This window comes from Amycolatopsis sp. WAC 01376, assembly GCF_003947415.1.
Lineage (GTDB): Bacteria > Actinomycetota > Actinomycetes > Mycobacteriales > Pseudonocardiaceae > Amycolatopsis.
Window position 1 is genome coordinate 34469 of the sequence record NZ_QHKL01000008.1, and the last position, 24266, is coordinate 58734.

The following is a 24266-nucleotide window of genomic DNA, read 5'->3' on the forward strand; positions in this document are numbered from 1 at the left end:
TTCCTTGCAAATTTCGCAAGGAACGGTCCTTTCATTGCAGCCGTCGGCTCAGGGGTTCATGGCGTAGGCGCCCGAGAGGTCCCGCACCAGTGACCACACGTGATCGAAGCGCGTCGCGTCGACGACCGGCTTCCGGATCGACGCCAGCGCGAGCGCCTGCTGCGCCTCGGTCGAGGACGACTTCCCGTGCAGATCGATCGCGGTGACGCTGAAGTCCTGCACCAGGATGGCGAAGATCTGGTCGACGACCTCGGTCTCGATGCCGGTGATCTCCGCCTGCTCCAGCACCAGCTGCCCGTAGACGACCAACGTGAACAGTTCGGTCAGCGCGAGGCCGAAGTCGATGTCCTGCTGCTGCGCCTCGTCCGGCGCGGCTTCGGTGAACAGCTTCACCAGCGCCTCGGCCTGCTCGGTGAACCGCGCGACGTTCGGGATCGCGGACGCCTTGGTGTAGGCCTCACGCCAGTCGTGGAACCGCACCTTCGACAGGCCGCGCGCGGGGCCCTGGCGGAACAGGAACTCGTCGTCGGCCGCGTCGGACCGGGTCGGCACCGGCTCGTAGGCCTGCGGCGCGAACAGGTACGCGGGCACGAACTTCGCGATCAGCGCGAGGTTCACCGCCACCGTGCCTTCCAGCTTCGGCAGGCCGTCGATGTCGTTCTTGGACATCGCGAGGTAGGTGTCGGCCTCGAAACCCTTGGCCGCCACCACATCCGCGACCAGGCCGATGACCTTCTGCGCCTCGGTGGTCACCTTCATCTTGGTGATCGGGTTGAACAGCAGGTACCGGCGGTCGTCCGCGTTCGCGCTGCGGAAGTAGTCCACGGCACGGTCGGAGAACAGCTTCATCGCGACGAGCCGCGCGTACGCCTCGACGAATTCCCGGCGCACGTGCGGGAAATCGGTGACCTTCTTCCCGTAGAGCACCCGGTTGTGCGCGTGCGTGATCGCCTCGTACAGCGAGTGCGTCGACATCCCGATGCCGCCGAAGCACAGGTTGAACTTGCCGATGTTGACCGTGTTCAGCGCCGCGGAGAACGCGTCGGCGCCGACGTGCAGAATGTCCTCTTCGGACACCGGGTAGTCGTTGAGCTCGAACTCGGCGACGTACATCTGCGACGGGACGACGTTCTTCACCACACGGTAGTTCGGGTGCTCCGAGTCCGCGTAGAAGAACACGTACTGGTCCGGTCCCTCGACGCCGTCGATGCGGCCGAACACGGACACGGTGCGCGCACAGTTTCCGTTGCCGATGTAGTACTTCGACCCGTTCGCGCGGTAGCCGCCGTCGCCGTCCGGGGTGAGCACGAGGTCCGACGAGTAGATGTCGGCGCCGTGCTCCTTTTCGGACAGTCCGAACGCGGCGACGCCGCCGGCCGCGAGCGAGTCCGCCGCGCGTTTGCGGGCGGCCTCGTTCGCGCTCTGCCACACCGGGCCGAGGCCGAGGATGGTGACCTGCCACGGGTACCAGTAGTTCAGGCCGTAGAAGCCGAGGATTTCCGACAGGGCCGCGACCCGCGCGGTGTCCCAGCGCTTGTCGGGGTTCCCCTCGGCGTTGGCGCCAGGAGTGAGGAACGTCGAGAACAGCCCTTCCTTGCCCGCGAACTCGATGAAGTCCGCGTAGAAGGTCCGGTCGTGGTAGTCCTCGACGAGTTTGCGTTTGCCGCGCTGTTCGAACCATTCGATGGTGGCACGCAGCAGGCGACGCGTCTCCGGGTCGAACTGCCGTGGGTCGTACCCGCCCGGGTTCAGCAACAACGCGGTCGCCTTTTCGCTCATGGTCACTCCTGGTCAGCCGAAGTTACTACCCGGTAACCGTAGCGCGCCGCTTCGCCGTCCGGCCACCGAACTCGATCGAAGTCACCTCCCCGCGGTCATTCCGCAGGAAACGCGCGGTGGGCTTGCGGGTGTCGGCGGCCGGGGCGATCGCGTCGCCGCCCACGAAGACGGCCGCGAACGGCGGCGGCGACGGGAAGTCCTCGATCTCGGCGACCAGCTGGGCCCACAGCGCGCCGTCGCGGTCGCTGACCACGAACGCCAGGTCACCGGTCTGGTAGCGGCCGAGGTACTCGGCGATATCCGGCTGGGGCACCGGCGGCGGGCTCGCGAGCGGAGGCAACCCGACCAGGTTCTCCAGGCACCAGTCGACGATCTTCGCGCCCAGCGCGGAGCCGCCCGCGCTGTTGGTCAGCACCGTGACGGCGAAGTCCTCCTCCGGAATGGTCACGAACTCCGACAGCTGCAGATTGCTCACGTTGCCGCCGTGCCGGACCAGCCGGGCCGCGCCGTGGGTGGTGTGCAGCCAGCTCAGCCCGACCTCTTCGAACCGCAGCGCGGCCTTGCGCTGCGGCGCGCGCATGAGGTCGCGGGTGGCTTCGCTGATCGGCGGCTTGCCCTCGGCCTCGCCGGTCAGGAAGAACCGGGCCCATTTCAGCTGGTCGCCCGCCGTCGACCACAGTCCGCCGCTCGCGCTGTCCGCGCGGGTGAGGCCCACGGTGTGCTCGACCGCCGGTCCGCCGTCGCGCAGCACGTGCCCGACGGCGTGATGGCGCGTGAGCACCTCCCACGGCAGGTAATACGAATCGGTCATGCCCAGCGGTTCGAGCAGCCGCGCGCGGACCACGTCCTCGAAGGGTTCGCCCGCCACCACCTCGACGACCCGGCCTGCCAGCTGGAACCCGGCGTTGCAGTAGGAGAACACCTCGCCGGGCGCGAAGTTCTGCGGCAGGTCACCGAACTTCGCGATCGCGAGGGCCAGCGCGTCGTCACCCCACCCGGTGGTGAAGTCCACGTCGCCGAGGAATCCGGCGGAGTGCGTGAGCAGATGGCGCAGCGTCACCGTCGTCCGCGCCACCGGATCCGCCAAGGGGAGATCGGGAAGGTATTCGACGACCGGCCGGTCCAGGTCCAGCACACCGTCTTCGACCAGGGCCAGCACGGCTGCCGCGGCGAAGGTCTTGCTGGTGGAGCCGATCATGAACAGGGTGCCGGGATCGACCGGAAGCCCGGTGTCCACACTGGACACTCCGGTGGCGAACACCGACTCCTCGCCGCGATGCGTCACCCCCACCACGGCTCCCGGGACCCCCGCCCCGCGCGCCTCCTCTTCGAGCACGCTTCGCAGATCCTGAACGTTCGACACCCGTGTCCCCTTTCGTCCGGTCAGGCCAGCGTTTCACCGCGACGCGGCGTCCGGCTCGTCCGAACCGACGAACATCGGCGGACCGGTGCGGGCGACATCACGTAGCCCCGGAGATCACGACCCAGTACACTGGACAACGCGGTCCGCTCAGTTCTGCCTCGGGCCGCGTTTCGTTGTCGAAGACCACGCGCCGCGGCCCCCCGAGGTCTGCGCCGGGCAGGACAACCCTTTCTATCCTTACGGAGATACCAGGGCGCACCTGTGCCCACACGCTTATGAGCACACCTACCTTCACCGAACTCGGCCTGCCCAAGACCCTCGTGGACTCGCTCGCCGAACAGGGCGTCACCAGCCCGTTCCCCATCCAGGCCGCCACGCTGCCGCATTCGCTGGCGGGCCGTGACGTCCTCGGCCGCGGCCGCACCGGCTCCGGCAAGACCTACGGCTTCGTGCTGCCCGTCCTGGCCCGGCTCGCCGCCGGCCCGACCCGGCGCCGCCCCGGCCGTCCGCGCGCGCTGATCCTGGCGCCGACCCGCGAGCTGGCCACCCAGATCGAGGCGTCGTTCGTGCCGCTGGCCAAGCCGCTCGGCCTCAAGGTCACCACCATCTTCGGCGGCGTCAGCCCCAACCCGCAGATCACCCGCCTGCGTGACGGCGTCGACATCGTCGTCGCCTGCCCCGGCAGGCTCGCCGACCACATGCGTTCGGGCGAGGTGAAGCTCGACAACATCGAGGTCACCGTCCTGGACGAGGCCGACCACATGGCCGACCTCGGCTTCCTGCCCGACGTCCGGCGCATCATGGCCGAGACCCCGGAGCGCGGGCAGCGGCTGCTGTTCTCCGCGACCCTCGACGCGGGCGTCGACGTGCTGGTCAAGCGCTTCATGCACAACCCGGTCACGCACAGCGTCGACTCGGCCCAGTCGCCGGTCTCGACCATGAAGCACCACGTGCTGCACCTGGAGGAGACCCACCGGCTGGCGGTGCTGATCGACCTCACCGCCGCACCCGGCCGCACGCTGGTGTTCACCCGCACGAAGCACCGCGCCAAGCAGCTGACGCGCAAGCTCATGGCCTCCGGTGTGCCGGCGGTCGAACTGCACGGCAACCTCGGGCAGACCGCGCGCACGCGCAACCTGGAGGCGTTCTCCTCCGGCGCGGCGAAGACGCTGGTCGCGACCGACATCGCCGCCCGCGGCATCCACGTCGACGACGTGACGCTGGTCATCCACGCCGACCCGCCCGTCGAGCACAAGGCGTACCTGCACCGGTCCGGCCGGACCGCGCGGGCCGGGGCGTCCGGCACCGTCGTCACGCTGATGACCGACGCGCAGGTCGGCGACGTCCGCGACCTCACCCGCAAGGCAGGCATCAAGCCGACCACGACGCAGCTCGGCCCCGGCCACCCGCTGCTGTCGGAGCTGGCGCCCGGCGAGCGTTCGTTCACCGCGTCGCCGCGTCAGCCGATCGTGGACATGCGGCCGAAGCGCGTCAGCGCCAGCGGCGAAGCCATCCCGGGCAAGGGTGACGACGAAGACCGTCCGGCAGGCGGCCGTGGCCGCGGCAGCCGCGCCGGTCGCGGCCGAGGCCCCTCCGTCGGTGGCAGGGGTGCTTCCGGTGGTGGCTCGCGTCGCGGCGGCGCTGGTGGCTCTTCGGAAGGCCGTACGCGTCAGCCCCGCGCCGAGGGCGACCGCCGTGGCGGCGCTCCCGCCGGCCAGGGCGGCCGTCGCGCGGCCGAGTCCACCGGACGTCGCGAAGGTGCGCCCAAGGCCGGCGGCCAGGGCCGTCGCGGTGCCGCCGACTCCCAGCCGCGCCGGGCTTCCGGTGCGGGCAAGGCCCAGTCCGGTGGCGCTCCGGCCCGCCGGGGCGGTGCCGCCGCGTTCTCCTCGGGCACCCGCGCCGGCTCGCGCCGCTCGCGCTAGCTCGTCCTGACGGCCGCCACGCTGGATCCGGCGGCCGTCACGCGTGATCAGACGGACGACACGCGTGATCAGACGGACGACACTGCGTCGGCAAGCCCGACTCGGCGTGGCGTCCGTCTGATCACGTGAGCCGTCCGTCTGATCACGTGAGCCGGCCGTTCGATCACGCGTTTCGGGCGGCGGTGCGGGCGGCAGCGGCCGCGCGACGCTCTTCGAAGCGGGACGCCTGGGTGTCGAGGGCCTTCAGGAACTGGTCGAGTTCGTCTCGAGCCTTCTCCCCTACCTCGCCGAGCCCTTCGAGCTCGAAGATCTTCCACTGCCGCAGCAACGGCCAGATCACCTCGTCGTGGTGGATCCGCAGGTCGTAGATGCCCGCCTTCGCGATCAGCGCGGCCTTCCGCACGAAGCTCGGGATCACCGCGCCCGGCATCTGGAACTGGACGACCTCGTCGGTGATGGCGCGCATCATCGCGTCGGGTGAAAGCTCCAACGAGGCCTGCACCAGGTTCCGGTAGAAGACCATGTGCAGGTTCTCGTCCATCGCGACTCGCGAGAGCAGCTTCTCGCACATCGGATCCTGCGTGTACTTGCCCGTGTTGCGATGCGAAAGCCGCGTCGCCAGCTCCTGGAACGACACGTACGCGAAGACGTTCAGCAACGCTTTGTCGCCGCTGTCGTACCCGGCCTGCATGGTCTGCATCCGCGCCCGCTCCAGCTCGACCGGGTCCACCGCGCGCGTCACCAGCAGGTAGTCGCGGATGCAGATGCCGTGGCGGCCCTCCTCGGCCGTCCAGCGATGCACCCACGTGCCCCACGCGCCGTCGCGGCCGAACGCCCGCTCGATCTCGCGGTGGTAGCTCGGCAGGTTGTCCTCGGTGAGGAGGTTGACCTCCAGCGAGGTCCGCGCGATGGGCGACACCCGTGACTGCTCGGGATCCCACGGCTCGCCGCCCAGTTCGGCGAAGTTCTTGCCCTCGCTCCACGGCACGTACTCGTGCGGCATCCATTCCTTGGCGACCGAGAGATGCCGGTTGAGGTTTTCCTCGACCGTTCCCTCCAGCTCGAGCATCAGCCGGGTGCTTTCGGGGACCGTCATGCGTTTCGTCCTTCCAGGGTACGGAAAACGCCTACCTACGACACCGTAACTTACGGTGTCGTAGGTTTGCCACCTCCGGAAGGTGAACGCTAAAGCGAGGCCGTCAGCCCCCGTGCACGCAGGACCGAACGCTCCAGTGGGCGGAACAGCACCAGCTCGATGCCGACGCCGACCAGCAAGATCAGGAAGATGGCCGACATCACGGCCTCCATGCTGTTGAACGACGAGCCCTCGTGCAGGTACGCGCCGAGTCCCTTGCCGAGCGCCGGGGACAGCGCGATCAGCTCGGCGGCCATCAGCGAACGCCACGAGAACGCCCAGCCCTGTTTGAGTCCGGCGAGGAAACCGGGCAGCGCGGCGGGCAGCAGGATGTGCCGGGCGGAGGACAGCCTGCTCGCCCCCATCACCTGGCCGACGCGCGGCAGGATCGGCGGGATCTGGTCGATACCGGCGACGAGGCCGTTGGCGATCGAAGGCACCGAACCCAGCAGCACCACGAAGTAGATCGAAGCGTCGTTCAGCCCGAACCACAGGATCGCCGCGGGCACCCAGGCCACCGACGGAAGGCTTTGCAGCCCGGTCAGGAACGGTCCGACCGCGGCACGCACGACCCGGACCTTCGCCACCAGCAGGCCGAGCGGGGTCCCGATGACCACGCCGATCAGGAAGCCGAGCGCGGCCCGGTGCACCGACGTCCAGACGAATTCGAAGATCTCGCCGTCGACGGTGATGCCGACGATTTCGTCCCAGACCGCGAGCGGCGAGGGAAGCATGGCCTCCGGCCAGAACGCGGCGGCCCACAAGGCCTGCCACAGCGCGACCAGCAAGGCCAGGAAGACCAACGGCGGCACGAAGCCGCGCAGGAACCGCTTCCCCCGGCTTTCCCGGCGCTCCCCGGTGGGGGTGTCGAGCGTGTCGAGCCCCGCGCCGACGGCCTCGTCCGCCGCTGATGCCTCTACGTCAGGGCGGTCAAGCCGCGGCATGGGTACTGATCACCTCCCGGAGGTGACCGGTGATCTCCAAGGTCAGCTCTTCGGCGTCGGAGGCCTGGACGTCGCGCCATTCCCGCACGACCCGGCCCGGCCGCGACGAGAGCAGCACGACCCGCTGGCCGAGCCGCACGGCCTCGCGGACGTCGTGGGTCACGAACAGCACCGAAGTGCCGGTGCTGCGGTAGACGCGCAGCAGTTCACCCTGCAGGACGTCGCGGGTGATGGCGTCGAGCGCGGCGAACGGCTCGTCCATCAGCAGCAGCGACTGCTCCGGGTCACCGCCGACGCGCAGGGTCGCGGCCAGCGCCCTGGCGAGCGCGACACGCTGCCGCATCCCGCCGGACAACTCGTGCGGCCGCTTGTCGCCCGCGCCGCCGAGGCGGACGAGTTCGAGCAGTTCGGCCGCCTTTTCGCGACGCTCTGACCGGCTGAAACCGGCGAGGCGCAGCGGCAGTTCCACGTTGCGGGCCGCGGTCAGCCACGGCATCAGCGCGGCCTCCTGGAACATGACCGCCGGCCGGGAGGTCTCGAGGGTGATCGTGCCCGACGTCGGCCGGTCGAGGCCGGCGACCAGGTTCAGCAGCGTGCTCTTGCCGCAGCCGGAGGCGCCGAGGAGACAGACGAACTCGCCGGGGGCGACCGTCAGGTCCATCCCGTCGAGGGCCACGACGGCGCGGCCGGTCGGCCCGAACGCCTTCCGGACCCCGTCGAGCCGCACGGCGACACCGGTGGACAGGCCGGGCTCCAAGGTGGTCGTCATCGCTGATCCCCTTCGGTCACTTCGTCAGCCCCGGCGCGTTCACGCCGGGCTTGCCCTGCTCTTTGAGCACGGCATTGAGCGGGCCGAAATCGGCGAACCCCTTGAGGTCCACCGCGGACTTCACCACGCCCGCGGTCACCGAGTCCTGCGCGAGCTGGGTGAAGGTCGACGCCACCGGGTCGATGCCCAGTTCGATGCCGGAGAACGCGCGGTCGAGGACGGCCTCGTTCAGTGTGCTGCCCGCGAGCGCCTTGAGTTCTCCGTTGACCACCTTCTTCGCCTCGGCGGGGTTGGTCTTCGCCCACTCGATGGCGGCGAGTTCACCCTTGAGGATGGCGGTGACGGTCTCCGGATGCTGCTGCAGGAATTCGCTGCGGACGATCACGACCGTGGTCGGGAACTTGCCTTCCGGCCACAGGGTCTTCTCATCCAGGAGTACCTTCGCGCCCGCGTCCAGCACGAGCCGCGAGGACCACGGCTCCGGCAGCCAGCCGCCGTCGAGTTCGCCCTTCTTGAAGGCGTCGAACGTCTTCGGGTTGTCGAGGTTGGTGACCTTGACTCCCGCCAGCTTCTTCTCGGCGACGAACTTCTTGAGCGCGACGTCCTGGGTGTTCGCCAGCGACGGCGTCGCGATGTTCTTGCCGGCGAGCTGCTCCGGCGTGGCGATCTCCGGCTTCACCACCAGCTGCGCGCCGCCGGTGACCGCGCCGGAGACCAGCTGGATGGCGCCCTTGGACTTGGTGAAGGCGTTGATGGCCGGGCCGGAACCGATGAACGCGATGTCGAGCGAGTCGCCGAGCAGCGCGTTGACCTCTTCGGGACCGGCGTTGAAGGTCTGGGTCGTGAGCTTCGTCGAACCGAGTTCCTTGGCGAAGAAGCCGTTCTTGGCCCCGATCAGCGCGGGCGCGTGCGTCACGTTCGGGAAGTAACCGACACGCACCTCGCCCGCGGGTCCCTGGCTCTTCTGCTCAGCCGGAGCGGCGCCGCTGTCCGCGCGTGAACACCCCGCGATCCCGCCGGCCAAGGTCAAGGCGGCGAAGGCCGCGGCCAGTAAGCGGGCTCTGTGGTGGGTGCGCACGGAAGGTCGCCTTTCGGAGGATACGACTCTGCTCGGGTGGTGGCGCGAGAGTCGCATGTTCACCCACGTGCCTGCATCGCCATCCGAATGACGGGAAAGATGCTGAGAATCCTTGACACCTGGCGGAACTCCTGTTCCACATTTCAGGACCGGTGTAACGGTTCGGGCCGAACGGGCGAATCACGCTTAGTGGTGAAGCGCCCTCGAACCGTCGCGATGGCGGGCGTGCTGACCGCCGGTATCGGCATGGGTGTCGTAGCGACGACGCTCAAGATCGCCGACGGCACGCACACCGTGCTCGACACCACCCTCTCGTCCACGACCGGGTTCCTCTTCCTCCTCGCCGGTGCCGTCGCGCACGTGCGCCGCGCTTCGAACCCCATCGGCCTGCTCATCGCGCTGGCCGGGCTCGCGTTGTTCGCCGAGGACCTGCAGTTCGCCGAGGAGCCGCTCGCGCATACCGCCGGTTTGGCGCTGACCGCCGCGTCCAGTCCGGTGATCGCCCATCTCGTGGTCGTCTTCCCGCACGGGAAGCTCCGGTCCCGCTGGGAACGGGTGCTCGTCCTTTCCGCCTACACCGTGGTCTTCGGGGCGGCGGTGCTCGGCCTGCTGGTCAACGACGATCCGAAGAACCTCGCCGCGGTCGCCGCCTCGACGGAGGCCGAACAGCTGGTCAAACGGCTGCTGGAACTGGTCGGCGCGCTGATCGGCGCCGGGGTGCTGGTCGTGCTGCTCTACCGCTGGCTCGCCGGACGGCTTCCGCAACGGCGGCTGCTCTCCCCCGTCGTCGCGATCGCGGTGATCGGCGCGGTGAGCACCACGGTCGGCAGCGCGCTCGGCTCCGCACATCCGTTCTCCGGACCGCTGCTGGACGTCTACCGGATCTCGTTCTGCCTGTGGCCGCTGACCTTCCTGATCGGGGTGCTGCGGGCGCGGGTCGGCAACGCGGAGATGATCCGGCTCCTGCTGGAACGCGACGGTTCCGGCCTGGCCGCGCTCGTGCAGGACGACGAGGTGTGGAAGGACAGCCGGTCGATCGACGCGCTCAACGGCGCCGCCGGGCTGGTGCTGGACAACCAGCGGCTCGCCGCGGAACTGGAGGAGCGCCTCGTCGAGGTCCAGGCGTCGCGCGCCCGCATCGTGGCCGCCGCCGACGACGAACGGCGACGTCTCGAACGGGACCTGCACGACGGGGCGCAACAACGGCTGGTCAGTGTCGTGCTGCTGCTGAGGATGGCGGAGCGGCGGCTCGGGAGCGACCTCACGCCGCCGGTCGCGGCCCTGCTGACCGGCACCATCGACGAACTCCAGGCCACCATCACCGAACTGCGTGAACTCGCGCGCGGGCTCCGGCCCGCGATCCTCACCGAGGCCGGGCTGATCCCCGCGGTCCGGTCACTGCTGGACCGGGTCCCGCTCGCCGTCGACCTCGCGGGCGCGGACGTGCCGCGGCTCAGCGGCGCCGTCGAGGCGACGGCGTACTTCGTCGTCTCGGAAGCGGTCACCAACGCCTTGAAACACGCGCGGGCACGCGAGGTCCGCGTGGTCATCCGCGTCAAGGAGGACGGCCTGCGGGTGGACGTCCACGACGACGGCACCGGCACGGCCGACATCGACGGCGGCTCCGGGCTGCACGGCCTCCGCGACCGGGTCCGGGCGCTCGGCGGCGAACTGACCGTCGCGAGCGAACCCGGGTCGGGCACCACGGTTTCGGCCGTCATCCCGTTGGACGGCTGACGCGAGTCAGCGCCGTCGTTCGATGAGCGCGGCGAGTCCGTCGAGGATCCGCTGAAGCCCGAACTCGAAACCGTTGTCGGCGGGGGCGTCTTCGATCGACGTCGCCGCTTCGTGCAGCGCCGGGAACATGTCCGGGTTCGCCGCGACGTGCCCGCGCAGGCCGCGGTCGCCTTCCCAGGGCTGGGTCCCGGCGTTGTTCGTCGAATGGGTGTTGCGCAGATGCCCGCTGATCAGGAAGACCGCGTCCATCCGTTCGGCGCCGGTCAGGCCGGTGCCCGCCAGCGCGGCGACGGCGGACTCCGTCCAGCCGATCTCCCGCGGCCCGGTCGCCCGGACGCCGACCGTGGCGTCGGGCAGCCACGGATGCCGCTGCCAGGTCTCGCGCATCCGGACCGTCCATTCTTCGAGCCGGGAGCGCCAGTCTCCGGGCAGCGCGAGGAGGTCCGGCGCGGGGCCGATGGCCAGTTCGGTCATCACCGCGAGCAGTTCCGCCTTGTTCCTGACGTGGCGGTACAGCGCCATTTTCGTCACGTCGAGCTTGCTCGCGACCAGGTGCATGGAGACGCCGGCGATGCCGTCGGCGTCGGCGATCCCGGTCGCGGCGTCGGCGATCCGCTCGATCGTCAGCACCGGGCGAGCAGGTTTCGGCTCGCGCTGGGACAGCCCCCAGAGCAGCTCGGTACTGCCGGCACCGGGGTCCGGGCCGGCTCCCGTCGAGGTCGCCATCGTGCACTCCGCTTTCGGACATTCGGGCTTTCGGACATTCGGGACTTGTCATCCGGTCTCGGATGTGTCTAACGTACACCATGTGTCCGGTGGACACATCGCTCTCCTGGGGACACAAGAGCGTCCGAGAGATACTTCACTGGGAAGGAACAGCGCCATGCGCAAGTTCAAGCTGCAGGTCCAGACCACCGTCGACGGCTACATGGGTGGCCCGGAAGGCGAGATGGACTGGATGACCATGCCGTGGACCGACGACGTCAACGCCTACGTCGGCCCGCTCTGGGACCCGGTCGACTGCATCGTGCTGGGCCGCAACCTCGCCGAAGGGTTCATCCCGGCCTGGCAGTCGGGTATGGAGGGCGAGACGCAGGAGACCATCGACAAGATGAACAACACGCCCAAGGTGGTGATCTCGAACAGCCTCACCGAGTCGCCTTGGGAGAACGCCACCGTGGCAGGCGGGGACCTCACCGAGATCGTGCACAAGCTCAAGGACCAGCCGGGCGGCGACATCATCACCTCGGGCGGCGCCCGGCTCGCGGCGGATCTGATCGCCAAGGGTCTGCTCGACGAGATCCACCTGTTCGTCAACCCGACCGCGATCGGCGCCGGCCTGCCGGTGTTCCCCGCGCTCGGCGGCAATCAGCCGCTGCGGCTGGTGCGGTCCAAGACGTTCGAATCCGGGATCACCGCGCTGCACCTGGAGCCGAAGAGCTCCTGAGCCGGGGAGGGTGTCAGGCCAGCCCGCGGATCGCGCGCGCGGGCGGCCGCACCCCCTGGATCGACGCGACCATCTCCAGCACCTGCCGGGTGCGCCGGACCTCGTGCACCCGGAACACCTGTGCCCCCTCGGCCGCCGCCCATGCCGTCGCGGCGAGGGTCCCGTCGACCCGCTCCGCGAGTTCCACGCCGAGCGTCTCCCCGACGAAGTCCTTATTGGACAGTGCCATCAGCACCGGCCACCCGGTGTCGGCCAGTTCCCGCGCGTGCCGCAGCAGCGCCAGGCTGTGCCACGTGTTCTTGCCGAAGTCGTGGGTCGGGTCGATCAGCACCCCCGCACGCGGGACGCCGAGCGCCACGACCGCCTCGGCGTGCGCCGTCGTCTCCGCGACGACATCCGCGACGATGTCCGGATAGTTCACCCGGAACGGGCGGGTGCGCGGGACGGCGTTCCCGGTGTGCGAGCAGACGTAGCCGGTGCCGAACTCCGCGGCGACCTCGGCCAGTTTCGGATCGGCTCCCGCCCAGGTGTCGTTGATCAGATCCGCGCCCGCCTCCGCCGAACGCCTGCCCACCTCGTGGCGCCAGGTGTCGACGCTGATCACCAGGTCGGGGTGCAGTTCGCGGATCCGCTCGACGAACGGGACCACCCGCCGGATCTCTTCCTCGACGTCGACCTCCGCACCGGGTCCGGCCTTGACCCCGCCGATGTCGACGATGTCGGCGCCGTCGGCCACCGCCTTGGCGACGGCGGCGAGCGCGTCCGGATCCGAGAAGGTCGCACCCTTGTCGTAGAAGGAATCGGGGGTCCGGTTGACGATCGCCATGACCAGGGCGCGGTCCCGGGCGACGCGGCGCCCGCGGAAGGTCAGCTCGTTCACGCACCGATCGTAGGCGAGCGGAGGCCGCCGCGGAGTGTGCCGCCCATCGGGACCGTCCCGGACACCGGGAGCATTCATTGACTCGCCGTCGAACACCCGAGTAGACGTTGTCCCGCAAGGAAGTTCAGCCCGGCGAGTCGCCTCCCCGGTTTCCCGGTGCAGGAAAGGCCTCGAATGTCATCGGATCCTCTTCACCCGGCACGGCTTTCCCGGCGCACGGTACTGGCGGGAACCGCGGGCGCCCTCGGCGCGCTCACCCTGCCCGGCGTGGCCACCGCGGCGCCGGTGGACTGGTCCGGGGCGATCGTCGACTCGACGATGAACCGCTTCACGCCTGCCACCCTCGGCGGCTGGGGCTACACCCGCGGCCTCTACCTCTACGGCCAGTACCTGGTGTACCGGCGCACCCGCGAGAAGTCCTATCTCGACTACATCCTCGCCTGGTACGACCGCTTCGTCACCGAAAACGGGATCTCCAACGGCTTCACCAACCTGGACGCGATGCGCTCCGGGCAGATGTTCCCCTTGCTGTACACCGAAACCGGGCAGGCGAAGTACAAGACGGCGGCGGAGCAGCTGCGCGGCCGGTTCCCGTCCTATCCCCGGACGTCCGACGGCGGGATGTTCCACGCCACGAGCAGGGTCGGACAGCTGTGGGCGGACGGCGTGTACATGGCGCAGCCGTTCCTCGCCCTGTACGGCAAGACCTTCGGCGACGCCGCCTACTGCTACGAAGAGGCGGCGAAGAACGTCAGCGTCTACTTCGACCGGCTCAAGGAGCCCGCCAAGGGCCTGCTCTACCACGCCTACGACGAGGACGGCTCGGAACCGTGGGCTTCGGGCGCCGGGCGGCATTCGAAGTACCACTGGGGCCGCGCGATCGGCTGGCTCGGGATGACGGCGATCGACCTCCTCGAGATCCTGCCCCGCGACCATCCGCGGCGAAAGCGGCTCGTCGACGTCGTCAGGTTCCTCGCGGCGGGCTACACCCGCTGGCAGGACCGGTCCACCGGCCGCTGGTTCCAGGTCGTCGACCGGGGCGGCGACAAGGACAACTGGCTGGAGACGTCGGCTTCGGCGATGTACACCTTCCTGCTCTCCCGAGCGGTGGAGCGCGGCTACGTCGGCGCGGAGTACGGACCCGTGGCGGCGAAGGGCTACCGCGGGGTCCTGTCCCAGGTTTCGACCGGAGCCGGCGGATTGACCGATATCGCAAACATCTCCGAAGGCACTAATGTCGGCGATACCGCGTATTACTACGCACGCAAACGCAATACCAACGATTTCCACGGTCTCGGCGCGTTTCTCATCATGAATGAGCAACTGGGTTTTCCCGGCAGTGCCGGGTATTGACGGGAGGCGCTAACATCGCGTGCTGCGACGCCCACTCCCAGGAGGGACGACCGGATGCGCGAGACGCCGCCCCCGGCTTCTTATACCCGGCTCGAACTCGGTGACACCAGCACGATCCCGATCGGGGTGACGGTTTCCCCGCACGTTTCGCTGGTTTCGATGCTCGTCGAGGTCGTCGGCGGGTACGACCGAGGTATGCCCGCCGCCTGGCGCCGTCAGGTGGGCTCGGCGATCCCCGAACAGGGATACCGCGCGGCGAGCGCACTCGCCCGCCGGGGCACCTCGGTCCAGCCGGATTTCATCGTCCCGATCAGCCCCGGCGAGGACTCTTCCGCCGCCGCCCAGGCGGAAATGCTGCGCGACCTGACGGAAACCGACATCCTGAAAGGCCTCGAAGAGGTTTTCGGCGACCGGTTGCCCGCGCAGTGGCGGCAGGCCGCCGACCATCCGAGACGCTGGGTCGCCTCGCTCGCGGACGCCTTCACCGCGACCAGAGTGGCGACCGAAAACCTCTGGACCAAGGCCCGTCCCCTGCTCGATCGTGAGATCGAACGGATCGGCGTCGCCTCCGTCCGAGGCGGGACAGATGCGGTACTCGGCCTGCTGCGGCCGCATTTCCGGCTCAGCAACGGCTGCCTGCTGCTACCCGACGCGGAACCGGCGCGGTACACCACGCGCGGCCGCAAACTGATCCTCGTCCCGATGGTCGCGGGCGCCCGTTCGGTGGTGTCCAACTTCGACGAAGAGGACGCCATCTGGATCGGCTACCCGCTGCCGGGGCTGGACGGCTTGCTCGAAAGCGGCAGGCCCGAAACCGCCCCCGGCGTCGAAGGGCTCGACCTCGTGGTCGGCGCCCACCGGGCGAAACTGTTGCGGCACTTGGGAAAGCCCGCCCGGATGGGGGAGATCGCGAATCTGCTGTCGTGTGCCGCCAGCACCGCTACCTATCACTGCGAACAGCTCGTTTCGGCCGGGCTGATCCAGCGGCACCGCGAGGGCCAGGTCGTCCTCGTCGTCCGGACACCTCGCGGAGACGCGCTGGTGGACCTGCTGTCCTGACTCACGCGCGGTGGATGAGCCGGTATCGCGGGTCCGTGAAGGACTCCTTGAGGGACCCAGGGTCCCCTCACCCGCCCGGGAACTCAGCGATCCTGGGAATGTCGTGAAGGGCCCCTTTAAGACGATGAAGGTCTCAAAGGGCCCTTCACGACATCAGAGCTCGACGCCGGGCCCATCGGAAGCACTGAAGGAACCGCGGGTCCGTGAGGGCCTCCTTTCCTACCCTCAGAGTAGGGAAGGAGGCCCTCACGGCATGCCGGGCGGAGCTCGGGCCCGAGCCGAGGCTGGGGCGGGCAGGAAGGCCGCGTTGAGCCTCGGCACTACAGCGACAGCGCGTGAAGGACCCGTTCCCTCCGCTCAGCCGAGGAAACTCGACCTTCACACCTTCCCCAGTACATGAAGGACCCCATCCTTGCGCCTATGTACAGGAAGGACCCCTTCATGTACCTCAAGCCAGGCATCACGCACGAAGCGCCACTCACGAGACCCAACGACCAGCCGCCGCCCCCTACACCCGCTGCAGCCCCGGCTTCCCCGCCTCGACGACGTAGGACCGGTCCGCGGCGAGGGTCACCTTCGAGAAGTCGTACTCGCTGGTGTCCGAAACCGTCATGAAGTCGGCCCGCATCTGCGTTTGCGACGCCGTCACCCGGACATAGCCGCGCTTTCCCCGGCAGTACTTGACGTGCGGGTTGTTCGAGAGCCAGGTCGACGACGGGTCGGTCGCGGTGTCGCTGTTGCTCGTGACCGAGGTCGTCACCAGTTCCGAACCGAACACCGGGTCGCTGTGGTTGAAGTAGTCTCGGCGCAGGTCGGCCGCCCAGTGCCGGTGGACGTCGCCGGTCAGCACGATCGGGTTCGGCACCTTGCGGTCCACGATGCCCTTCGCGATCCGGTCGCGGGAGGCCTCGTAGCCCTGCCAGGAGTCGGGGCTCTCGCAGGTCGCCTTGTTGCCGTCGCCGTCACGGGTGGCGAAGAAGACTTGCTGGCCGAGGAAGTCCCACTTCGCCGGATGCGTCTCCAACGCCTTCAGCAGCCAAGCCTCCTGCGTGGTGCCCAGGATGCTGCGCGACGTCGACCGCATGTCGGTGCACGACGGCCCCGCCGAACCGGAGGGGTCGGGCACCTGCGCGTTGCGGTACTGGCGCGTGTCGAGCATGTGGAACCGGGCGAGGTTGCCCCAGCCGAACTGCCGGTACAGCCGGATCGACGCACCGCTCGGCTTGGCGGTGGACCGGATCGGCATGTTCTCGTAGAACGCCTGGAAACCGGCGGCCTTGCGGTCCGCGGTGGCCGGGCTGGCGGTGCCGTTCCAGTTGTTCATCACCTCGTGGTCGTCGAAGACCACGACCCACGGCGCCATCGCGTGCGCGTTCTGCAGGTCGGCGTCGGTCTTGTGCTGGGCGTGCCGGGCGCGGTAGTGGGCCAGCGTCGTCACGTCGTCGGCGAAGGCCAGCCTGCGCGGGTTCAGTTCGGCGGCGGCGCGGCCGGACTTCCGCTCGTACATGTAGTCGCCGAGGAACAGCACCAGTTCCGGGTTGTCGGCGAGCATTCCCTTGTACGAGTGGTACCAGCCCTCCTCCCAGTGCTGGCACGAGGAAAAGGTGTACTTCAGCTGACTGACCGCGGCACCGGCGGCGGGGGCGGTCCGGGTCCGGCCGACCGGTGAGATGTAGCCGCTGGTCTTGAACCGGTAGAAGTACTCGCGGCCCGGCTGGAGGCCGACCGGCTCGATGTGCACGCTGTGCCCGGAGGCGCGGGCCGCGGTCGCGGTGCCGCTCTGGACCACCGAGGAGAACGCCTGGTCGTTCGCGATCTCCCAGTCCACTGTGTACGAAGCGTCCGGCATACCGCCGAAGCCGTCGGGGTTCAGCGGCGCGGGAGCGAGCCGCGTCCACAGCACGACGCTGTCCGGCAGGGGATCACCCGAGGCGACACCGAGCTGGAACGGGTCGTGGATGGCGGGCGCCGCCGCCATCGTTCTGGCGTTCGCCCATGAAGGCAACGTCGACGACAAGGCCGCCGCCGAAACCGCCGCGGCTCCACCGAGGAGTACCGCCCGCCGGTTCACCTGACCCATGAGAATTCAACCTTTCGAAGTGGGGAAAGAACGGGGAGGGATTTCACGCGGCGTAATCGGTGATGCCACCGCTACAGGCTTCGAGGGTCGGATTCGCGGCGGCGTTGGCGACGCAGACCTTGTAATAGACCCACGATCCCTTCGCGACCGGCACGGCCTTGTCGACGTGGGTGCCGTTGCCGCCGGAGGCCCAGACGTAGAACGGGCCGGCGCCACCCTTCAGCCAGTAGGCGACCACGGCGGACTTGCCGTCGGCGTCCTTGTCGTAGACGAGGAAATGAGCATCCGATGAACGGAACTGGCCCTCGCCCGCGCAGACGCCGGTGGAACATTCGGCGCTGCCGGAACCGACCCCGCAGTCGGGCGCGATCCGCTGATCGGAGCCGGTTTGGACATAGCCGTCCGAGATGTAACCACCGAGCGCGGGAACGTAGTCCCACAACGTCGTGGTGCCCAGCGGGCCGGTGACCGAGGTCCCGATCGTCTGGCAGTCGATGGTCACCGTGGCCCCGTTGGCCACCGTGCGCACCGCGGTCGAGGTGGTACTCGGGGCGCGGCGCACGTTCAGCGGATCACCCGCCGTCTTCACGGTCCCGGTGGCCGCGGCCAGTGCGGGAGTGGCTCCGGCGAGGCCCAAGGCGCCCGCCGTCACCAGCACGAGAAAGAAACCGGCGAGCCGCCGGACACTTGAACGCTTCATGGCTTCAGCGTCGACCGGCGTCGTACACATCACGTACAAACCGACGAGGTGTCTGCACATGCATGCGAATGGATCTAGCCAACCATGGCGGGACGGCAATATTATCGGCGGATATGGGGCTCCTGCCGTATTGGCGGTTTAGGTGACTATTCTCGGGTTTCGCGTTCTCGGTCCGCTCGAAGTGGCGGTGGACGGACAGGTGGTGCCGCTCGGCGGCCCCAAACCGCGTCTGCTGCTGGCCGCTCTCCTGCTCCAGCCCAACGTCGTCGTCTCCACCGAGCTGCTGATCGAGGTCCTGTGGCCTTCGTCGGCGCCCCGTTCGGCGGCGGCGAACATCCGCACCTACGTCCATTCACTCCGCAAACGCCTCGCCGACCACGACCCCGAACTCGGGGAGCGCATCGGGAGCCGGGCCTCCGGGTACATCCTCAAGGCGGCACCCGGGGAGATCGACCACATCCGCTTCGGCGAATTGGCGGCCCACGCCCAGTCCGCGCTCGGCCGCGGGGAGGCCGAACCCGCTCTCGACCTGCTGGATCAAGCCGAAGCGCTGTGGCGCGGAGAAGTACTCGAAGGCCTTCCCCACGACCACGGCTGGGGCGCGACCGTGGCCAGGTTGACGGAACTGCGGCTCGCGGTCCAGGAACAGCGGCTGCGCGCCAGGATCGAACTCGGCCGGACCGCCGAGGCCGTCGCCGAACTGCGCGGCCTGGTCACCGAACATCCGCTGCGCGAGGAACTCTGGCAGCAGCTGATCGTCGCGTTGCGGGCCGACGGCCGCACGGCCGACGCGATCGAGGCCTACGAAACGGCCGAGAAGGTGCTGGCCGACGAACTCGGCACGGAACCAGGCCCGCGGCTGAAGGAACTGCGGGCTTCGCTGATCGTGGCGCCGCCCGTGAGCCCGGACGCCGTGGCCGTCGCCCTCCCCCGGCCGATGGCACCGGTCTGCCAGCTGCCGCTCGACCTGCCGGACTTCACCGGCCGCGACGGGGTGGTCGGCGATCTTGTCAGCCTCTTCCATGACCGACGCGAACAGGGGACACCCGCGATCGTGGTGCTTTCGGGCGCGCCGGGGATCGGCAAGTCCTCCGTCGCGATCCGGGTGGCGCACGCGGTCCGCGACGATTTCCCGGACGGTCAGCTGCACGTCGACCTCGCCGGGACGTCGTCCTCGCCCCGGCCTCCGATGACCGTGCTCGCCGAGCTGCTCCGCGCGCTGGGCGTCCCCGACGCGGGGCTGCCGCGCGAGCTTCCCGAACGCGCGGCGTTGCTGCGGTCCCGGCTCACCACCCTGCGGATGTGCGTCGTGCTCGACGACGCCGGCAGCGCGGCGCAGGTCCGGCCGCTGCTGCCCGGCGCGGGCTCCTGCGCGGTCCTGATCACCAGCCGGGTGCGGATGCCGGATCTGGCCGGGGCCACCCCGGTCGACGTCGAACTCCTGCCCGAAGCCGAGGCCGCGACGCTGCTCGAAGGCATCGTCGGCACCGACAGGGTCGCCGCCGAGCCGGATTCCGCGGCCGCGATCCTGCGCCACTGCGGATACCTGCCGTTGGCGATCCGGGTGGCCGGGGCGAAGCTGACCCACCGCCCGGGCTGGACGTTGCGCGTGCTCGCGGACAGACTGCGGGACGAGAGACGAAGATTGGACGAGCTCCGCGTCGGCGATCTCGCCGTCCGGGCCAGTGTCACCCTCAGCTACGACCTCCTGCCGATGTCGGCGGCGACCGCGTTCCGAGGCCTCGGCGGACTCGGCTCGGTCCAGTTCCCCGGCTGGGTGGTCGCGGCCCTGCTCGGCCGCACGCACGGTGAAGACGTCCTCGATGTGCTGGTGGACGCCCATCTGGTCGAGCTCAGCGGCTCGGACGGCACCGGCGAACCCCGCTACCGCCTGCATGACCTGTTGCGGTGCTACGCCCTCGAACTGCGCGCGCAGGACGTCCCGGCGAAAGCGCGCGACGCCACGAAACGGGTGCTGGAGGGCTATCTCGCGCTCGCGGTCGAAGCCGCGGACCGGATGCCGATCCATTTCTTCGGGCTCTACCGGGACGACACCGCCGTCCAGCCCGCCCTCCCGTCGGGGACCGCGCAGCTGATCGAGGATCCGGCCGCGTGGTTCGCCGCCGAACGGCACACCTGCGTCGCCGCCGTCTCGCTGGCCGCCGATCTCGGCCTCGACGCGCTGGCCTGGCGGCTCGCCGCGGCGCTGGCGCCGTACTTCGGCCAGCGCGGGCACCAGGACGACTGGCTGCACACGCACGCCGTCGCGCTGGCGGCCGCGCGCCGGTCCGGCGAGGTCCGCGGCGAGGCGATCATCCAGCGCAACCTCGGACAGATCCAGCTCTACCAGGACAGTTACGCCGAAGCCCTGGTCGCCTTCGAGCAGTCGCAACTGCTGTTCGACAAGATCGGCGACGCGCGGGGCGCGGCGATCGCGCTGGCCGGGCTCGGCACCGTGCTGCGGATCAAGGGCGAGGACACCGTCGCGCTGGAGCATTGCCACGCGGCGCTCGACCAGTTCGCGGCGGCCGGTGATCCGCACGGCGAGGCGGTCGCGCGGATCGCGATCGGCGCGGTGTGGCTGGCGCGGCGCCGGTACCCCGACGCGGAACGCTGGTTCACCGAGGCGCTCGAACAGTCCGCGCGCATCGGCGACCGGCACCGCGAGGCGCACGCGCTGAAGCGGCTCGCGATGCTGCGGCAGCATCAGGGCAACCTCGCGGGCGCGCGGGAGTGGGTCGACCGGGCGATCGCGATCTTCAACGAACTCGGCGACGACCATTGCGTCGGCTACGCGAACCAGAACCTCGGCGAGCTGTACCTGCACAGCGGCGACCTTGCCCACGCGCAACTGCTGCTGGTCAATTCGCTGAGCGTGCACCGGCGCAACGGGGACCGCCGGTCCGAGGCCGAGGTGTCGCAGTTGCTCGGGGAACTGCACGAGGCGCTGAGCCAGCCCGAACGGTCGCGGACGTATTCGGAACGCGCGCTCGCGCTGTGGCGGGAACTCTCCGCGCGGCCACAGGAATCCGCGCTCGCTTCGCGTCTGCAGGAATCGGCGGAAGCCTCTTACGGCGACTCCGCCAGCGCCTGACCTTTTCGCACTTCGGCACCTGATTGCGGATTTCACCCACCGCAACCAGGTGCCGACTTGCGTTTGTATCGATCGTGTACACGGCCCGGCGAAGCTCCCTTCATAGCAACCGAGAGTGCTCGAAGGGAGACCGGAATGGTCCGGACCGTTAAGGCCCGCCGGGTGATGGCGGCCGTGCTGGCTGTGCTGGCATCGGGGGCGGTCACCGCGCTGGCCGCCAGCCCGGCGAACGCGGCGCCCGAAGGAAGCTGGCGCGCCGACTTGTCCACTGTGGACAGCGACGATGTCAACGTCCGCAGCGACGGCGGCGTGCTCAGCCTGGAAAACGCCGCCTGGCACAGAAAACCCGACTCCATCGGCAGCCAGGGTTATCTGCTGCTGGCCGAGCAGAAGCTCGGGAAGCCGGTGAACCGGGTCTCCGCCCAGGTGACCGCCGACGCGCCGAAGGGCACCGAGGTCGAGGTCGCCGTCCGCGGCAAGCTCAACGGCAACGACTGGACCGAATGGACGCCCACCGAGGGCGGCGCCGCCCAGCTGTCCACTTCGGTCTCCACGGTCCAGGTCCGCATCGGACTGCGCACCTTGAACGACGGCGTGACCGCGAAGGTCAGCGACGTCACCCTCCAGGGTGAGCTCGGCCCGCAGGTGAACGCGATCGGCGCGGCCGCCGCCCCGCTGACGTACAGGGTCTACGGCACCCGCGAAGGCCTCGTCGGCGGAACCACCGCCAACGGGCACGTGATCAAGTCCCGCGACCACTTCGTCGCCCTCCCCTCGGGCCGCGGCCTGGCGCCGAAGAACACCGGCAACTACACCGTGCGCATCTGCCGCACCGACAACAGCCGCTGCGAATACGCGCCGGTGTGGGACGTCGGCCCGTGGAACACCAAGGACGACTACTGGAACCCGTCGGCCACCCGTCAGATGTGGAAGAACCTGCCGCAGGGCAAGCCCGAAGCGCAGGCCGCGTACCAGGACGGCTACAACGGCGGCAAGGACGAGTTCGGCCGCAGGGTGGCCAACCCGGCGGGTATCGACCTCGCGGACGGCACCTTCTGGGACGGTCTGAAGATGACCGACAACGGCTGGGTCAACGTCTCCTACCTGTGGACCGGCTCCGGCCCGACCGGTGTCGTCAGCACGGCGGGCGACCCGATGAACGTCCGGGCCTCCGCGAGCACCACCGCGGCGATCAAGGGCCTCGCGGCGAACTACGCGAAGGTCACCATCGAATGCTACGTCGAGGGTGAAACCGTCACCGGCAAGTTCGGCACCAGCAATGTCTGGGACCGGATCGGCCCGGGACACTACATCTCCGACACCTACCTGCAGACCGGATCGGACCTGCCGGTGGCGCCCAAGTGCACGTGATCCACTGAACCCCTCGACGTGAAGGCCCGGCGCACCCCATAGCGCCGGGCCTTCGCCCTTTCGGCCGCCCTTTCGTCCGCGCCGGCGGACCTTGAGCGGGGCCGTGCGCGATCGACACTGTGCGGTAGCCACGACCTGAGGGGGTCCGATGAATCCGTCCGAGACGACCACGTTGCGCCGGAAGCTGTCCGGCGCGGTGGTCACCGCCGCCGATCCGGGTTACGACGCCGCCCGCGCAGTGTGGAACGGGGACATCGACCGCCGTCCGGCGGTGGTCGTCGAATGCGCCACGCGCGAAGACGTCGTCACCGCGTTGGCCTTCGGCCGGGAAAAGGACCTCGAGATCACCGTCCGCGGCGGCGGGCACAGTTTCAGCGGTTCCGCGGTGGCCGACGACGGTGTGCTGATCGACCTCGGCGGGCTGCGCCGGATCACCGTCGACCCGGACACCCGCACCGCGCTGGTCGGCGGCGGCGCCGTCTGGGCCGACGTCGACGAGGCCACGCAGCGGTACGGGCTCGCGACGGTCGGCGGCACGGTGAGCGACACCGGCGTCGGCGGCCTCACCCTCGGCGGTGGTTTCGGCTGGCTGACCGCGAAACACGGGCTCACCATCGACAATCTGCTGTCGGCGGAGGTCGTGACGGCCGACGGCAGGATCCTGCGGGCCTCCGAAGCGGAACATCCGGATCTGTTCTGGGCGCTGCGCGGTGGCGGCGGGAACTTCGGCGTCGTCACGGAATTCGAGTTCCGGTTGCACCGGGTCGGCCTCACCGAGGTCGGAATGTTCTTCTGGACACTGGAGAACGCGGCGGAGGTGCTGCGCTTCGCGAAGGAAGTGATCGCGTCGCTGCCGTCGGGCACCGGTTCCATGCTCGTCGGGCTCACCGCGCCACCCGCGCCATTCGTCCCGCCGGAGCACCATTTCGCGCCGGGTCTCGCGCTGGTCGTCGCCGGCTTCGACGGTCCCGAACGGCAGGCCCCGCTGATCGAACGGATCCGGGGCGGGCTGCCCGCGGCGTTCGAACTGGTCACGCCGATGCCGTACGCGGATCTGCAGAAGCTGCTCGACCCGACGGCACCGCGGGGCATCCTCGCCTACGAGAAGTCGCTCTACGTCGACTCCCTGTCCGAAAAGGTCATCGACCTGATCGCCGCGCGCCTGCCGGAGAAGGCGTCGCCGACGACCGTGATGCCGCTCGTGCCGCTGCAGGACACGTTCTCGACGGTGCACCACGACGCGACCGCGTTCGGCGGACCGCGCACGCCCGGCTTCGTCCTCGGTTTCGCGGCCACCGCCCCGACGCCGGAACTGCTGGCCGCAGACCGCGACTGGGCGCGGGCGCTCTGGGAAGAACTCCTGCCGCATTCCAACAACTACGGCGGCTACCTGAACTTCATGAACGAATACGACGAAGACCGGGTGCGCACGGCGTTCGGCGCGGCGAAGTACGCGCGGCTGGCCGCGATCAAGGCGGTGTACGACCCGGGCAACGTGTTCCGGCACAATGCGAACATCCGTCCCGCTGAGTGACGCGGTTATTCACAACCGTGA

At 69.3% G+C, this 24266-nt stretch carries 18 protein-coding genes; 8 read left to right on the forward strand and 10 right to left on the reverse strand.

What is annotated here, in order from left to right; translation table 11 throughout:
• Window positions 1–48: 48 nt before the first annotated feature.
• Together DMH03_RS33520 and DMH03_RS33525 are read right to left on the reverse strand one after the other, a co-directional pair.
• Window positions 49–1779, reverse strand: a complete 1731-nt coding sequence (locus DMH03_RS33520; protein ID WP_199749121.1) for an acyl-CoA dehydrogenase — start codon at window positions 1777–1779, stop codon at window positions 49–51.
• 25 nt (window positions 1780–1804) lie between these two features.
• Window positions 1805–3142 (reverse strand): serine hydrolase, encoded by a 1338-nt coding sequence (locus DMH03_RS33525; RefSeq protein ID WP_125796030.1) that lies wholly within the window; start codon window positions 3140–3142, stop codon window positions 1805–1807.
• A 275-nt stretch (window positions 3143–3417) separates the two neighbouring features.
• On the opposite strand from DMH03_RS33525, the gene DMH03_RS33530 reads away from it, so the two are divergent.
• The gene (locus DMH03_RS33530) at window positions 3418–5064 is read left to right on the forward strand and encodes a DEAD/DEAH box helicase (protein WP_125796031.1); all 1647 of its coding nucleotides are present in this window, start codon (window positions 3418–3420) and stop codon (window positions 5062–5064) included.
• A gap of 163 nt (window positions 5065–5227) precedes the next feature.
• Here the strand turns inward: DMH03_RS33530 and DMH03_RS33535 are convergent, their stop codons facing one another.
• From DMH03_RS33535 to DMH03_RS33550, 4 genes are all read right to left on the reverse strand, one after another.
• Window positions 5228–6160, reverse strand: coding sequence for an acyl-ACP desaturase (locus DMH03_RS33535; protein WP_125796032.1), 933 nt, complete (start codon window positions 6158–6160; stop codon window positions 5228–5230).
• 89 nt (window positions 6161–6249) lie between these two features.
• Window positions 6250–7143 carry an ABC transporter permease gene (locus tag DMH03_RS33540; RefSeq protein WP_125796033.1) on the reverse strand — a complete coding sequence of 298 codons (894 nt, stop codon included), beginning with the start codon at window positions 7141–7143 and terminating at the stop codon, window positions 6250–6252.
• Entirely contained in the window at window positions 7130–7912 is a 783-nt protein-coding gene (locus DMH03_RS33545; RefSeq protein ID WP_125785692.1) for an ABC transporter ATP-binding protein, read from the reverse strand. The genes DMH03_RS33540 and DMH03_RS33545 overlap by 14 nt, the downstream gene beginning before the upstream one ends.
• 16 nt (window positions 7913–7928) lie before the next feature.
• Window positions 7929–8990, reverse strand: a complete 1062-nt coding sequence (locus tag DMH03_RS33550; protein WP_125796034.1) for an ABC transporter substrate-binding protein — start codon at window positions 8988–8990, stop codon at window positions 7929–7931.
• Window positions 8991–9206: 216 nt separating this feature from the next.
• On the opposite strand from DMH03_RS33550, the gene DMH03_RS33555 reads away from it, so the two are divergent.
• Entirely contained in the window at window positions 9207–10727 is a 1521-nt protein-coding gene (locus tag DMH03_RS33555; protein ID WP_125796358.1) for a sensor histidine kinase, read from the forward strand.
• Window positions 10728–10733: 6 nt separating this feature from the next.
• Here the strand turns inward: DMH03_RS33555 and DMH03_RS33560 are convergent, their stop codons facing one another.
• Window positions 10734–11453 (reverse strand): TetR/AcrR family transcriptional regulator, encoded by a 720-nt coding sequence (locus tag DMH03_RS33560; protein WP_125796035.1) that lies wholly within the window; start codon window positions 11451–11453, stop codon window positions 10734–10736.
• A gap of 157 nt (window positions 11454–11610) precedes the next feature.
• Between DMH03_RS33560 and DMH03_RS33565 the strand changes: the two genes are divergently transcribed.
• Window positions 11611–12174 (forward strand): dihydrofolate reductase family protein, encoded by a 564-nt coding sequence (locus DMH03_RS33565; RefSeq protein ID WP_125796036.1) that lies wholly within the window; start codon window positions 11611–11613, stop codon window positions 12172–12174.
• Window positions 12175–12187: 13 nt separating this feature from the next.
• Here the strand turns inward: DMH03_RS33565 and folP are convergent, their stop codons facing one another.
• Window positions 12188–13054: a dihydropteroate synthase gene (gene folP / locus DMH03_RS33570; RefSeq protein ID WP_199749122.1), complete on the reverse strand. Its 867-nt coding sequence runs from the start codon at window positions 13052–13054 to the stop codon at window positions 12188–12190.
• A gap of 174 nt (window positions 13055–13228) precedes the next feature.
• Here folP and DMH03_RS33575 point away from each other — a divergent pair, with 174 nt between their 5' ends.
• Window positions 13229–14407 (forward strand): glycoside hydrolase family 105 protein, encoded by a 1179-nt coding sequence (locus tag DMH03_RS33575; RefSeq protein WP_125796037.1) that lies wholly within the window; start codon window positions 13229–13231, stop codon window positions 14405–14407.
• A gap of 54 nt (window positions 14408–14461) precedes the next feature.
• Window positions 14462–15466, forward strand: a complete 1005-nt coding sequence (locus tag DMH03_RS33580; RefSeq protein WP_125796038.1) for a helix-turn-helix domain-containing protein — start codon at window positions 14462–14464, stop codon at window positions 15464–15466.
• Window positions 15467–15974: 508 nt separating this feature from the next.
• On the opposite strand, the gene DMH03_RS33585 is transcribed toward DMH03_RS33580, so the two are convergent.
• Window positions 15975–17546 carry an alkaline phosphatase gene (locus DMH03_RS33585; RefSeq protein WP_125796039.1) on the reverse strand — a complete coding sequence of 524 codons (1572 nt, stop codon included), beginning with the start codon at window positions 17544–17546 and terminating at the stop codon, window positions 15975–15977.
• Between the two features lie 43 nt (window positions 17547–17589).
• Window positions 17590–18246 carry a hypothetical protein gene (locus DMH03_RS33590; RefSeq protein ID WP_199749123.1) on the reverse strand — a complete coding sequence of 219 codons (657 nt, stop codon included), beginning with the start codon at window positions 18244–18246 and terminating at the stop codon, window positions 17590–17592.
• Window positions 18247–18388: 142 nt separating this feature from the next.
• On the opposite strand from DMH03_RS33590, the gene DMH03_RS33595 reads away from it, so the two are divergent.
• The 3 genes from DMH03_RS33595 to DMH03_RS33605 all read left to right on the forward strand — a co-directional run bounded on the left by DMH03_RS33595 (window position 18389) and on the right by DMH03_RS33605 (window position 24245).
• Window positions 18389–21340, forward strand: a complete 2952-nt coding sequence (locus DMH03_RS33595; protein ID WP_125796040.1) for a BTAD domain-containing putative transcriptional regulator — start codon at window positions 18389–18391, stop codon at window positions 21338–21340.
• 135 nt (window positions 21341–21475) lie between these two features.
• A complete protein-coding gene (locus DMH03_RS33600; RefSeq protein ID WP_125796041.1) occupies window positions 21476–22711 on the forward strand; it encodes a hypothetical protein in 1236 nt (411 codons plus the stop codon).
• A 148-nt stretch (window positions 22712–22859) separates the two neighbouring features.
• On the forward strand, window positions 22860–24245 hold the full coding sequence (locus DMH03_RS33605; protein ID WP_125796042.1) for an FAD-binding oxidoreductase: 1386 nt from the start codon (window positions 22860–22862) through the stop codon (window positions 24243–24245).
• Window positions 24246–24266 lie beyond the last annotated feature (21 nt).